This is a genomic window from Clostridium tarantellae, from assembly GCF_009295725.1.
Lineage (GTDB): Bacteria > Bacillota > Clostridia > Clostridiales > Clostridiaceae > Sarcina > Sarcina tarantellae.
Window position 1 is genome coordinate 1 of sequence record NZ_WHJC01000073.1, and the last position, 13,806, is coordinate 13,806.

At 27.0% G+C, this 13,806-nt stretch carries 12 protein-coding genes; 1 reads left to right on the top strand and 11 read right to left on the bottom strand.

The features are described 5' to 3' along the window. Positions 1-162: 162 nt before the first annotated feature. The 7 genes from GBZ86_RS06925 to glmM form a co-directional block, all read right to left on the bottom strand. Positions 163-1,140 carry an ABC transporter ATP-binding protein gene (locus tag GBZ86_RS06925; RefSeq protein WP_152889054.1) on the bottom strand — a complete coding sequence of 326 codons (978 nt, stop codon included), beginning with the start codon at positions 1,138-1,140 and terminating at the stop codon, positions 163-165. Between the two features lie 2 nt (positions 1,141-1,142). Beyond that, a complete protein-coding gene (locus tag GBZ86_RS06930) occupies positions 1,143-2,147 on the bottom strand; it encodes an ABC transporter ATP-binding protein (RefSeq protein WP_152889056.1) in 1,005 nt (334 codons plus the stop codon). Positions 2,148-2,159: 12 nt separating this feature from the next. Continuing rightward, positions 2,160-3,113, bottom strand: coding sequence for an ABC transporter permease (locus tag GBZ86_RS06935; RefSeq protein ID WP_327444441.1), 954 nt, complete (start codon positions 3,111-3,113; stop codon positions 2,160-2,162). A gap of 14 nt (positions 3,114-3,127) precedes the next feature. Then, positions 3,128-4,054 carry an ABC transporter permease gene (locus GBZ86_RS06940; protein ID WP_152889058.1) on the bottom strand — a complete coding sequence of 309 codons (927 nt, stop codon included), beginning with the start codon at positions 4,052-4,054 and terminating at the stop codon, positions 3,128-3,130. A 499-nt stretch (positions 4,055-4,553) separates the two neighbouring features. Next, entirely contained in the window at positions 4,554-4,715 is a 162-nt protein-coding gene (locus tag GBZ86_RS17080; RefSeq protein WP_170272177.1) for a hypothetical protein, read from the bottom strand. 18 nt (positions 4,716-4,733) lie between these two features. Next, entirely contained in the window at positions 4,734-6,560 is a 1,827-nt protein-coding gene (glmS, locus tag GBZ86_RS06945; protein WP_152889060.1) for a glutamine--fructose-6-phosphate transaminase (isomerizing), read from the bottom strand. 482 nt (positions 6,561-7,042) lie between these two features. Beyond that, the gene (glmM, locus tag GBZ86_RS06950; RefSeq protein ID WP_327444445.1) at positions 7,043-8,389 is read right to left on the bottom strand and encodes a phosphoglucosamine mutase; all 1,347 of its coding nucleotides are present in this window, start codon (positions 8,387-8,389) and stop codon (positions 7,043-7,045) included. Between the two features lie 414 nt (positions 8,390-8,803). On the opposite strand from glmM, the gene GBZ86_RS06955 reads away from it, so the two are divergent. Continuing rightward, positions 8,804-10,087: a DUF349 domain-containing protein gene (locus tag GBZ86_RS06955; protein ID WP_152889062.1), complete on the top strand. Its 1,284-nt coding sequence runs from the start codon at positions 8,804-8,806 to the stop codon at positions 10,085-10,087. Positions 10,088-10,215: 128 nt separating this feature from the next. On the opposite strand, the gene GBZ86_RS06960 is transcribed toward GBZ86_RS06955, so the two are convergent. The 4 genes from GBZ86_RS06960 to GBZ86_RS06975 all read right to left on the bottom strand — a co-directional run bounded on the left by GBZ86_RS06960 (position 10,216) and on the right by GBZ86_RS06975 (position 13,658). After that, entirely contained in the window at positions 10,216-10,515 is a 300-nt protein-coding gene (locus GBZ86_RS06960; RefSeq protein WP_152889064.1) for a YerC/YecD family TrpR-related protein, read from the bottom strand. Between the two features lie 99 nt (positions 10,516-10,614). Beyond that, on the bottom strand, positions 10,615-11,463 hold the full coding sequence (locus tag GBZ86_RS06965; protein WP_152889066.1) for an AIM24 family protein: 849 nt from the start codon (positions 11,461-11,463) through the stop codon (positions 10,615-10,617). A gap of 120 nt (positions 11,464-11,583) precedes the next feature. Next, on the bottom strand, positions 11,584-12,525 hold the full coding sequence (locus GBZ86_RS06970) for a PucR family transcriptional regulator (RefSeq protein ID WP_152889068.1): 942 nt from the start codon (positions 12,523-12,525) through the stop codon (positions 11,584-11,586). 23 nt (positions 12,526-12,548) lie between these two features. Then, entirely contained in the window at positions 12,549-13,658 is a 1,110-nt protein-coding gene (locus tag GBZ86_RS06975) for an ABC transporter ATP-binding protein (protein ID WP_152889070.1), read from the bottom strand. Positions 13,659-13,806 lie beyond the last annotated feature (148 nt).

A 13,806-nucleotide genomic window follows, 5' to 3' on the forward strand; every position in this document is an offset into this window, starting at 1 on the left:
AATATTTTTAAAATCTTCTCATAGAAGGTCTTTTTGTTGTACCTAAAAATAATCTTTGATAGTTTTTAAAAATAATATTTTCAAAATAATATCTAACCTATTTTTTCATATTAAACTTTACACTATCAAATTTATATTAATTTGCTTTTGCAAACATAAAACTTAATTAAATAAATGACACGCTACAAAATGTCCTTTTTCTACTTCTCTTAATTCTGGATCTGCTTCTCCACATATTGGTTTAGCATATTTACATCTACCTTTAAATCTACATCCTGGTGGTGGATCTATAGGCGATGGAATATCTCCTTCTAACACTATTCTTTTATTAGCTTTAGCTATATTAGGATCTGGTATAGGAACTGCTGAAAGTAATGCTTGAGTATATGGATGTTTAGGTTTTGAATAAACATCATTACTTGGTCCCTTTTCTACCATTCTACCTAAATACATAACTCCTATATGAGTTGATATATGTTTAACCATACAAAGGTCATGTGCTATAAATAAGTATGTTAATCCTAATTCTTCTTGAAGCTCTTCTAGCATATTTATAACTTGAGCCTGAATAGATACATCTAATGCTGATATTGGCTCATCACATACTATAAAATCTGGTTGAACAGCTAATGCTCTAGCTATACCTATTCTTTGTCTTTGTCCACCAGAAAATTCATGAGCATACCTATTTATATGATCTCCATTTAATCCAACCTTTAATAGCAAATCCTTTATTCTATCATTTCTATCATTGCCAGTAAAAAGCTTATGAATGTCTATAGCTTCTCCAATTATATCTCCTACAGTCATTCTAGGATTTAATGATGCATATGGATCTTGAAATATCATTTGCATATTTCTTCTTAATGGAACCATTTCTTTTTCTTTATAATTGGTTATATCTTTTCCATCAAAAATTATATTTCCTGAAGTTGGATTATATAACTTTAATATAGTTCTTCCTGTTGTAGTTTTTCCACAACCTGATTCCCCAACTAATCCTAATGTTTCTCCTCTATTTATAGTAAAAGAAACATTATCTACAGCTTTAACAAAACTTTTTTTAGAAAATATTCCTTTATTAACAGGGAAGTATTTACATAAATTATTTACTTCTAAAATGACATCTTTATTATTCATTCCTATTTCCTCCCTATTGGCGATTCTACTTTTGGAGCATTTTCATGACATAACCAACAAGCGGATGAATGTCTATCTCCAATTTGAAATAGTTCCGGTCTTCTTTCTATACATATTTTCATTGCATAGTCACATCTAGCAGCAAACGGACAGCCTACAGGTGGCTTTAATAAATCAGGTGGTTGTCCATCTATTGGCTTTAATTTTTCTTTAACATTTTCTTTAGGATTTGGTACACTTTTTAATAATCCCCAAGTATATGGATGTTTAGCTCTATAAAATATATCTTCTGTTGAGCCCTGTTCTATTATAATCCCACCATACATTACATTTATTCTTGAACATAAATCTGCTACAACTCCAAGATCATGAGTTATTAATATTATTGAAGTATTAAGTTTTTCTTTTAACTCTCTCATTAAATCTAATATTTGCGCTTGTATAGTAACATCTAAAGCAGTTGTAGGCTCATCTGCAATTATCAGTTTAGGGTCACATACCAAACTCATTGCTATCATAACTCTTTGTCTCATTCCGCCCGAAAATTCATGTGGATATTGCTTCATTCTTTTTTCTGGGCTTGGTATACCTACTAGCTCTAACATCTTTATAGCTATTTTTATAGCTTCTTTTTTATTTATTTTTTTATGTTTAATAACATGCTCTGTTAATTGTTCACCTATTGAAATTACTGGATTAAGTGATGTCATAGGATCTTGAAATATCATAGCTATTTCATTTCCTCTAATTTTCTCCATTTCTTTCTCAGAAAATTGTGCTAAATCTTTGCCATCAAATAATATCTTTCCATCTACTATCTTTCCATTATTAGATAATAGTTTCATTATAGACATCATTGTTACAGATTTTCCACACCCTGATTCTCCAACTACTCCTATTGCTTCACCCTTGTCTAAATGAAAAGATACACCTCTTACAGATTGTACATCTCCTATATGAGTGGAAAAGGATGTCTTTAAATTTTTAACTTCTAATAATCTAGTCATATGAATCTTCTCCTATCTTTTATTCTTAGGATCTAATGCTTCGCTTAATCCATCACCAAATAAATTAAATGCTAATATTATTATACAAATAGCAGCTGCTGGAAATAATAATTGATATGGATAAACAGTTAAAGTTTTTTGTGCATCATTTGCTAATGTCCCTAAAGAAGCTAATGGTGGATTAATTCCAAGTCCTATAAAACTTAAGAAAGCTTCTGTAAATATAGCTTGAGGAATTAAAAGAGTCATAGTTACTATTATAGAACCAACACAATTTGGTATTAAATGTCTAAATAATATTCTTGCTTTAGATGCACCTAAAGTTTTAGCTGCTAAAACAAATTCTTGTTGTTTTAATTGAAGAACTTCTCCTCTAACTATTCTAGCCATACCTACCCAGTAAGAAATACATAAAGCCATTATTATGGTTCCCAAACCACTTTTTCCGCTTCCTGGTTGATTAAATATAGCCATAAATATGATTACATAAATCATTGTTGGAATAGAATATAAAACATCTACAAATCTCATCATTAAATTATCTACTCTTCCACCAATAAATCCAGCAATTCCTCCATATATAACTCCTATTATTAAGTTTATAGTAGCCGCTGCAAAACCTATTGTTAAAGAATATCTTGCTCCATACATAACTCTTACAAATATATCTCTACCAAGTTGATCTGTACCAAACCAATGAGTGCCATTTGGTTTTTTATTAGCAAGACTTAAATTATTAGTATCATATGAAAACTGTGAAAATTTTGGCACTACTATTGAAGCTAATATTACTAATATAATTACTATTAATGAAATTAATGCTACTTTATTAGATTTTAATCTTCTCCAAGCATCTTTCCAATATCCAATACTCGGTCTTACTATAGGATCTACTTTCTTTTCTTCTGCTGTTAAAGGAGTAAATAAACTTTCATCTAAGTCAATCATTTCTTTTTGTTTTTGCATTCCTTTTTCCTCCTTTACCCTTCAGCATTTTCAAACTTTATTCTTGGATCTATTACTACGTATAAAATATCAACTAATAAGTTACAAACTATTATTAATGTACAATAAAATACTGTAACACCTAATAAAGCTGAATAATCTCTGTTAGTAACTGATAGTACAAATTCATTTCCAAGTCCAGGAATAGCAAATATTTTTTCAACTACAAAACTTCCTGTTAATATTCCTGCAACCAATGGTCCTAAATAAGTTATTACTGGAATAAGTGAATTTCTTAATGCATGCTTAAATATAACTGTTGTTCCACTTAATCCTTTTGCTTTAGCTGTTCTTATAAAATCAGATTTTAAAACATCTGATAATCTACTTCTTGTTAATCTTGTTATAAATGCCATGGACGCTCCCGATAAAGCAATTACAGGCATTATATAATTTTCCCAACTCTTAAACCCTGTTGCTGGTAATAATTTTAATTTTGTTGTAAATATAAGTATTAAAGTAGATCCTATTACAAAACTTGGTATTGTTATACCTAATGTAGCTATTATCATACATAGCTTATCTGGCCATTTTCCTATTTTTAATGCTGCAATTATTCCAAGTAATATACCAATTGTAACTGAAACTACAACACTTACTAAACCTATTTTAGCTGATGCTGGGAATGAATATTTTATAGTATCATTAACTTTTCTTCCCTTAAACACCATAGATTCTCCTAAATCACCTTTAACTAAATCTTTCATATACATTGTGTATTGTTCAGATAAAGGTTTGTCTAATCCATATTTTTCATTTAAATTAGCTTTAATTTCAGGAGTCATTTTTTCCCCATCAAATGGTCCTCCTGGCATAAGTCTCATTAAAAAGAATGTTACTGTTACAACTACTAATATAGTTAAAACACTTGTAAATATTCTTTTGGCTATATATTTCGCCATTTTACCCCCCCCTTATATTTAATGCCTATATTTCATTTAATAAACTTTTTTGTAATTTAATTACTATTATATTACTAATTTATTAAAAATCAATAGATTTTTTTAAAATTATATTATTCTTATCAATAAAGTTTTAATAATAATAAAATTCTTTTAACATTACGCAATACATGTGTTTTTCATAGAAATACATATGTGTTACATTTACTTGATTTCAGTTGTTTTTCCGAAAATTCATTTTTTTATTGTTTAACATTAAAAAAACTTTAACATATTTTCCGTTATTTTTTACAAATTATTACTATTGTATTGTTATATACAAAAATTTATATTTATTTTATTTTTTATTAATATTATTCAAGTATTTTTTATTATTAAAAAAACACTTAAATAAATTTATTAATTCATACATTTAAGTGTTTTTTAAAATTATAATTCAGATTTTCAATTAAAAAAACACTCATATTTAAAATATGAGTGTTTTATATATTACTTATTTTTAAACTTCTTCTGCTATTTTCTCTAAATCAGCAATTATAACTTTAACTAAGTCTAATTTTCCTTGTGCATAATCTTTTTTATCTAATGCTCCAATAAAATTTTCAATAGCATCTTTAGTTTCTTTATATTGATTTAATAATTGCATTATTTCTTCTCTCATAAAAAATCCCCCTTTATTTTACTCTACAGTAACTGATTTTGCTAAATTTCTAGGTTTATCAACATCACAGCCTTTTTTCTTAGCAACATAATAAGCAAATAACTGTAATGGCACTACACTTAATACCGGTGATAATAAACTTATAGTTTTAGGTATTTCTATACTCGCTTCTACAAATTTATCATAGCTATCATCACCTTCAAATCTTACTCCTAAAACTTCCGCACCCCTTGTTACAACTTCTTGTACATTACTTATCATCTTATCTAGTAAATTACTTTGAGTTAATAAAGCTACTACGAATACATTTTCTTCTATTAAAGCTATTGGTCCATGCTTTAATTCTCCTCCAGCATAAGCTTCTGAATGTATATATGTTATTTCTTTTAACTTTAAAGACCCTTCCATAGCAACCCCATAATCCAAGCCTCTTCCTAAGAAATACATATCCTTTTCCATGCATTTTTTAGCTGCAATTTCTTCTATTTGTTCCTTATTTTCTAAAATCTTTTCAACTTTTTCTGGTAATAACAGCATTTCCTCTTTTATAACTTTTAACTCTTCAAGAGTTAAAGTTTCTTTAAGCTCTGCAAAATATAAAGCTATTGTATAAACTGCTATTAACTGAGTAACATATGCTTTAGTAGATGCTACTGCAATTTCTGGTCCTGCCCAAGTATATAAAACATCATCTGCTTCTCTTGAAACTGAACTACCTACAACATTTGTTATAGCTATAACTCTTGCACCTTTTGTTTTTCCATCTCTAAGTACAGCTAATGTATCTGCTGTTTCTCCTGATTGACTTAAAACAATTATTAAAGTATTTTTTGTTATTACTGGATCTCTATATCTAAATTCTGAAGCAATATCTACTTCAACTGGTATTCTTGATAATTTTTCTATAGCATGTTTTCCTATTACACCTGCATGATACGCAGTTCCACAAGCTACTATATATACTCTATCTACTTTTTGTAATTGCTCTTTAGTAATGTGTATATCATCTAATGTTATAGGTTTATCAATCATAACTCTTGAAGTCATAGTATCTTTTATAGCTTTAGGTTGCTCATAAATCTCTTTTAACATAAAATCTTCAAATCCACCTTTTTCAGCTGCATCTGCATTCCATGTAACATGATATACTTCTTTTGTTATTGGCTCTTTATTTTCTGAAAATAAATTTACTCCATCTTTCGTTAATACAACAAATTCTTTATCTTCTAAAAGATATACGTCTCTAGTATAATTTAAAACTGCTGGTATATCCGAAGCAATAAAGAATTCATTTTTTCCTAATCCAACTATTAATGGACTATCTTTTCTAACTGATACAATCTTATCTGGTTCATTATTACATATAACCCCTATTGCATATGAACCTTCTAATTTTTTAGTAGCTTTTATAACTGCATCTAATAAATCGCCTTCATAATAAAAATCTACTAAATTTGGTATAACTTCTGTATCTGTTTGTGAATAAAATTCATAACCTTCTTTTATTAACCATTCTCTAAGCTCTGAATAATTTTCAATTATACCATTATGAACAACACTTATAGTTCCTTTGTTGTTACTGTGTGGATGAGAGTTAACATCTGATGGTGCTCCATGAGTAGCCCATCTAGTATGCCCAATTCCAATAACTCCATTTAAAGGTGCATTATTTAATTCTTCTTGAAGATTTAATAATCTTCCTTTGCATTTTTTTACTTCTATATTTCCTTCTTCTAAAACAGCAACACCTGCTGAATCATATCCTCTGTATTCTAATTTTGATAATCCCTCCACTAATATATCTGTGGCTTTATCATTTCCTATATATCCTACTATTCCGCACATAAAAATTCTTCCTTCCTTTGTTTATTATTTTTTAAATAAATTTTTCAACCTTTTTTAAGAAGGTTTTTACACCTAGTAGTTTTGTCCTTAAAATCACTTTTAAGTTTTAACTAACCTTTTACGGTAGTGCAATACCGTGGGGCACCCGCCGAATATTCGATACTCCCCAACCTCGTCAACTTAAACCATATTCCAAATTAAGTTCTGGCGCTTTTATTAAATTTTTTTGCAAATACATTATAGTATATGAATCATTAAACAAAAATTCTACATATTTATTTTAGCATTGAAAATATTTTTTTCAAGCATTTTTTATTATTTTAAACTATTTTTAGCTATTATTTAATATTATTGTAATATTCCTGTATATACCTCTATATTACTCTATATATCTATATAAACATATAGATGTATATACCTCTATATATTTATCACTTAACATAAAAATCACTAGTAGCAAAATACTACTAGTGATTTTTATGTTAATTAGCTTTTTTCTCTATTAAAGCAGCTAAATTATGTGCTAATTTATCAATTTCTTCTTGATTTTCTCCCTCAAGCATAACCCTTACTAATGGTTCTGTTCCTGAAGGTCTTATTAATACTCTACCTACGCCTTGTAACGTCTCTTCAATCTTATTTATTTCTAAAATTATTTCTTCATCTGTTTCATGTATACTTTTCATGTTGTTAGGTACTTTAGCATTAGCTAACACTTGTGGTAACTCTTTCATTATAGTTGCTAACTGACCTAAAGTTTTATTTGCTCTTTTAACTATAGCTGCAACTTGTAATGCAGTTACTAATCCATCCCCTGTAGTATTATGATCTAAGAATATAATATGACCTGATTGTTCTCCACCTATAACATAATTGTTTTTAACCATCTCTTCAAGAACATATCTATCGCCAACCTTAGTTTTAATTGTTTTAATACCTTCTTTTTCACAAGCTATCATTAATCCTAAATTACTCATTACAGTAACTACTAAAGTATCTTCTTTTAATCTTCCAATATCTTTTAAATGTTTAGCAACTAAAGTTAAAATAAAATCTCCATTTATTAAAATTCCATTCTCATCTACTGCTAAACATCTATCTGCATCACCATCAAAAGCAAAACCTAAATCACATTTTTTATTAATTACATAATCCATTAATTCTTCTGGATGAGTTGAACCACATTTTTCATTTATATTAGTTCCATCTGGATTATCGTTTATAACTAATACTTCTGCTCCTAAATCTCTAAAAGCTTGCACTGCAACTTCATAAGCTGCTCCATTTGCACAATCTAAAGCAACCTTTAATCCTTCTAAAGAAATTCCTACAGTATTTTTAGCAAATTCTATATAATCTTCTAATGCACCTTTTTCTTTTCTTATTCTTCCTAAATTAACACCTGTTGGTGATGGCACATCTTTAAAATTACTTTCTATAATTCTTTGAATCTCATCTTCTATCTCATCTAATAATTTATAACCTTTTTCATCAAAAAATTTTATTCCATTATATTCAACGGGATTATGAGAAGCAGAAATCATAACACCTGCATCGGCTCCATACGCTCTTGTTAAATGTGCTACTGCTGGTGTAGGAATAACTCCAACACAAACCGCTTCAGCTCCAACTGATAATATTCCAGCTACTAAAGCTGCTTCAAGCATATCTCCTGATATTCTTGTGTCTTTACCAACTATAATTTTTGGTTTATGAGTTCCTTCTGTTAATGCATATGCTCCAGCTCTTCCTAAATTATAAGCTAACTCTGCTGTTAATTCAGTATTTGCTATTCCTCTAACTCCATCTGTTCCAAATAATCTTGTCACTATGAGTCACCTCTCTCTTACAAATTTATAAAAACTTATTTATTTAATTAATTTTAAATATTTTTTAAATTAAATTTATTTTTGTCCTAATAAGTATAATTTTTGTACATTGCAAATATACGTTAAATACAATATTTTGTCAATAAAAATAGTTTAATATTCTATAGTCTTTTCTATCATACTATAAAATATTAAACTAATTGTTACTAAATTATTATTTTTACAATATTTCTATGTTTATTTTTTATCTAAACTAAAATTAAATTTTACATTATTTATAGGATTTATAGGTTTTAAAATCTTCATTATTACTTTTATATCTTTATACTTAATGAAAACATTTTATTATAGACATTATTACTCTAAGGTCTTAAAATAATAGATAAGTTATAAATTAGAAAGGGGATTGCTAATATGATAAAAGAATCTAATTACATAGATAATAAGGATGAAGAACAAGATTTTGGAGCTATGCTACTTCAGCATGAAATGGAAAATGCCGATAAAAAAATAGAAATCGTGAAAAAAATTAATGACTTGGCTTCAAATACTACTGATTGGAAAGAAGCAAATAAAAAATTTAATGACTTATTAGAAGAATTTCACTCAATAGGATACTGTGATAAAAAAGTATCTGATAAAATAAACTCTGATTTAAGAGAATCTAAAAACAATTTCTTCCAAGCTAAAAAAGCTTATTATGAAAAAGCTTCTGAACAATTTAAAGAAAATGGAGAAAAGAAAAAATCTATAATAGAACAATTAAAAGTTATTGAATATACTAACGATTTAAAATCTACAGATGAAACTGTAAAAAATATTGTTCAACAATTCTATTCAATAGGTTTTGCTGGCAAAGATTTAAATAATAAATTATTTGAAGAGTTTAAATCAATAAGAGGAGAACTTAATACTAAAAGAAGAGCTATTGTTGAGAATCTTAAAGGTGAATTTACTGCTAAAAGAGAAAAGAAAAAAGAAATAATATGTAAATTAAAAGCTCTAGTAGAAAATGAAAACTGGAAAAAAGCTTCTGAACAATTTAATGCTCTATGTGAAGAGTTCAAAACAATAGGTTTTTCAGGAAAAGAAGAAAATGAAGAAATATCTAAAGAATATAAGGATGCTAAAAATGCATTTTTTAATAAAAGACAAGAATTTTTTGATAAAGTTAAAGCGGAAAATCAAATTCACATACAAGAAAGACTTGATGCTATTGAAGCTTTAAAAGCTTTATATAATAATGAAAACTGGAAGGAAGCTTCTGAAAAAGTTAGAGAATTAAGTGAATCTTTCTTTAAAATAGGTTTTTGTGGAAAAGAAGAAAATGATAGATTAATTAATGAATTTAAAGAAGTAAGAGATGGTTTCTATAAAGCTAGACAAGATTACTTTGATAATATAAAAGCTAGTAGAGCTGAAAAACAAAAAGATTTTTTTAATTCTCTTATAACTAATAAAGAAGAATTTATTTCTAAGTTAAGAGGATACATTAAACAAGATGAAGAAAAGCTTGAAGATTTTAAAGACAGACTTTTCAATGTTAGACCTGGTGCAAAAGCTTTTGACATAATAGAAAATTATCAAAACATAGTTGAAGATATAAAAAATAGAATTGATAGTAATAAAGCAAAAATAAAAAATGTTCAATCTGAAATATTTGAAATAAAAAAACAAATAGAAGAATTAAATAAGTAATTTTGAAATATAAAATTAAGGGTTTTTTCTTTTAGAAATACCCTTAATTTTTTTCTTGCTTAAAATTAACTATTTATTTTAAATTAGTATTTAAATTTTTTATGCTTTATTCTTAATAATGAAATAATTTATTTTTCCTCTAATCTATTTAATATCAAATTATATCCTTCACTTCCATAATTCAGACATCTATTAACTCTACTTATTGTAGCAGTTGAAGCTCCTGTATTTTCTGCAATTTCAGTATAAGTTTTTTTTTCTTTTAACATTTTTGCAACTTGTAATCTTTGAGATAATGCTTTTATTTCAACTATAGTAGAAACATCTTCGAAAAATCTATAGCATTCTTCTACATCTTTTAATTCTAAAACTGCTTTAAAAAAATAATCTAATTCTTGTGATTTTAATTTAGATTCAAATGTGCTCAATCCCCTCAGCTCCTTATATAATTAATCTATAAAAACATTATATACTATTCTATTCTAAATGCATAACTTCATTACTTTATTAAATTAAATCATAAAAATTTACTCATTTATATCTTCTATTATAGTCTCTAAATTTCTAGTTGAAGTATTGATATCTTCAATTTCTCCCTTGACTAATTTTTCATAAATTATCTTTGTTGGAATAAGCCAAATTTCTCCTGTTCCTCTAAAAACATTTACTAACCCTTCTCCATTAATAGATGACCCAACTATTGATTTTGATGATTTTTCTACAGTAAAATCTATATCTCCAGTTCTTAAAATAGCAAAGTTTCCATCTACTTTTAATACATCATCATTTATTTTACATCTAAAAATTTCACTTTCTGGTACTGGGATTTCTAATGCAACTATTCCATTTCCCCTAAGCCTAGTTTGAAAAAAACCTTCATTTCCCAATACTAAGGATGAAATCTTCTTTTGAATAACACTATCTACTTGTATTGACTCTTCACAAGCATAAAATAATCCATCATCTATAATAACCTCATCATCTTCCAATTCTATCAAACAATAATGAGCAAAAGATGGTTCTAAAAATATTTCACCTGTTCCTGAGTATTTTGGTCTAAATAAGGTTTCTCCATTAGCTTTACTAGCAAATAGTCTTTTACCAAAACTAATTGGATTTCCAACTTTAGTTGTAACAGTTATAGGACCTCTCATATAACTTAATGCACCACTTTCTATATGAACAGCACTTTCATTTAATACTATTCTAACCTGTCTCAAATTTATGCCTGCTTCTCTCATATGATTAACTTTTATAGCTGTTTCTATATCTTTACTTCCTTTTAAGCTACTATGTTCTAGTACTTGAAATAAAGACTCTCCCCTCATTTCAGATAACATTTTTAATTTACTTTTTACATTTTCAGTTGTTCTCATTAATTTTTATAATATCCTTCCATATTTTTATATTATAAATTATATCATTATTTAATAAAATTATAAGAGCTTTATAATAGCAAAATTACTATTATAAAGCTCTCTTAAAATAAATGAGGATTACTGCTGGGATCTCCATATAAAAAATGCTATTTTAAAAATTACCGCTTCATTAAAATTTCTTATATCATACCCCGTAAATTTTTGAATTTTATCCAATCTATAAATCAAAGTATTTCTATGAACATATAATTGTTTTGATGCATCACTAATATTTAATCCACATTGAAAAAATACTTCTATAGTTTTAGTCATATCATTATCTAACTTTAATAACCCATTATCAAATTTTTTATATAACATTGCCTTTACTGATTCATCTATATTATCAATAATACTTTCAAATAATAAGCTTTTTTCCTCATATATTTGTTCTTCCAAATTATATTTTATTGCTAATTCTATATTGCTCATATTTTTGAAAAAAGCCTCCCATAAATCTGTTATCCCTTCTACTTTTCCATAAGCAATATAACACTTTGAAAAAAGATTAGAAGAAATTGAATCTTTTATACTAACAACATGTTCTTCAATATCATCTAAATTTCCAACCAAAATTATATAATTATTATATATTAAGCTTACAGTTTCATATTCATTATATCCTTCTTTAAGAAGCTCTAAAACTTCCTGCTCCATATCTTTTGCATATATAATTATTATGTAAAAAGGGTTTAACAAAAAAGAAAGATTATTTTTAAAAATACTTAAATTTATTCCTTTTCCATCTAAAATATTTATTATTGCTTCTTCTTTTCTAAGATAAATTTCTTTTAATTTATTTTCTATACAATACTTTAATAAAGAAATGCAGTTTTCATATTTTTTTGGAGTTTTAATTATACCTTTTTTATCACCAATCTCTATATTAGTTTTTACTAATTCTTCCCCATATATAGCAGCTATTGGACTTTTTACTTCTTCTTCACCTTCTAATTGAATGTAAAATGGTATTTGAGTATTTAAATATAACTCACTAATAAAATTATGAAAACTACACATAAACTCACCTCAATAAAATATTACTAAACTATTTTTATTTCTCTTTCTTTATCAAAAACATGTAATTTTGTTGTATCACAGAAAATTTTAGCATCCGATCCTGATTGTAATTTTGTACTTCCATTTACTCTTATTGTAACATTTTGCTTTCCACATTTGCTATAAATATAACTTTCTGCTCCCATAAGTTCAGTAACTTCTACTTTAACCTTTATAACTTTACTTGGATTTTGCTCTATTAATTCACTATTGTCATCTAAATGTTCAGGTCTTATTCCAATAATAACTTGTTTTCCTAAATAACCTTTTTGTTTAAGAGATTCAAACTTATCTTGTGGAATTTCTAATTTCTCATTTTGGAAATATGCATAACCTTGCCCATTCTCTTCTTTAATATTTGCTTCTATAAAATTCATTTGAGGACTTCCTATAAATCCTGCAACAAATATATTAGCTGGATTATTATATATTTCTTGAGGACTAGCAACTTGTTGAACTATTCCATCCTTCATAACAACTATTCTAGTACCCATAGTCATAGCTTCAACTTGGTCATGTGTTACATATATAAATGTAGTTTGTAATCTTTGATGTAATTTTGAAATTTCTGTTCTCATTTGAACTCTTAATTTTGCATCTAAGTTTGATAAAGGCTCATCCATTAAGAATACTTTAGGTTCTCTAACTATAGCTCTACCTAATGCTACCCTTTGTCTTTGTCCCCCAGATAAAGCTTTAGGTTTTCTATCTAATAAATGTTCTATATCTAAAACTCTTGCCGCTTCTCTAACTTTTTTATCAATTTCTGCTTTATCTACTTTTCTTAATTTTAATCCAAATGCCATATTATCATATACTGTCATATGAGGATATAAAGCATAACTTTGGAAAACCATAGCTATATCTCTTTCCTTAGGTTCTACATCATTAACTAATTTATCCCCTATATATAATTCACCTTTTGATATTTCTTCAAGACCAGCTATCATTCTTAAAGTTGTTGATTTACCACAACCAGATGGACCAACAAATACTATAAATTCTTTATCATCTATTTCTAAGTTAAAATCTTTAACCGCCGTAACATCTCCTGGATAAACTTTGTAAATATGTTTTAATGATAAATTCGCCATTTTTTCTCCCCCTAAAATTCTCACTTATGGTTTATTTTTCTATAATTTTATTGTAACTCTTCTAACCGTTTTCAGCTATGTGCAATAATTCCAAAACTCTTATGTATTTTTTGTATAATAATCTAAATAATATGGATTAGTTTTAGAT

What these genes read in the sequence shown, in the direction of transcription:
- GBZ86_RS06925 (WP_152889054.1), bottom strand. Translation starts at nt 1,140, where the DNA reads ATGAATAATAAAGATGTCATTTTAGAAGTAAATAATTTATGTAAATAC.
- GBZ86_RS06930 (WP_152889056.1), bottom strand. Translation starts at nt 2,147, where the DNA reads ATGACTAGATTATTAGAAGTTAAAAATTTAAAGACATCCTTTTCCACT.
- GBZ86_RS06935 (WP_327444441.1), bottom strand. Translation starts at nt 3,113, where the DNA reads ATGCAAAAACAAAAAGAAATGATTGACTTAGATGAAAGTTTATTTACT.
- GBZ86_RS06940 (WP_152889058.1), bottom strand. Translation starts at nt 4,054, where the DNA reads ATGGCGAAATATATAGCCAAAAGAATATTTACAAGTGTTTTAACTATA.
- GBZ86_RS17080 (WP_170272177.1), bottom strand. Translation starts at nt 4,715, where the DNA reads ATGAGAGAAGAAATAATGCAATTATTAAATCAATATAAAGAAACTAAA.
- glmS (WP_152889060.1), bottom strand. Translation starts at nt 6,560, where the DNA reads ATGTGCGGAATAGTAGGATATATAGGAAATGATAAAGCCACAGATATA.
- GBZ86_RS06955 (WP_152889062.1), top strand. Translation starts at nt 8,804, where the DNA reads ATGATAAAAGAATCTAATTACATAGATAATAAGGATGAAGAACAAGAT.
- GBZ86_RS06965 (WP_152889066.1), bottom strand. Translation starts at nt 11,463, where the DNA reads ATGAGAACAACTGAAAATGTAAAAAGTAAATTAAAAATGTTATCTGAA.
- GBZ86_RS06970 (WP_152889068.1), bottom strand. Translation starts at nt 12,525, where the DNA reads ATGTGTAGTTTTCATAATTTTATTAGTGAGTTATATTTAAATACTCAA.
- GBZ86_RS06975 (WP_152889070.1), bottom strand. Translation starts at nt 13,658, where the DNA reads ATGGCGAATTTATCATTAAAACATATTTACAAAGTTTATCCAGGAGAT.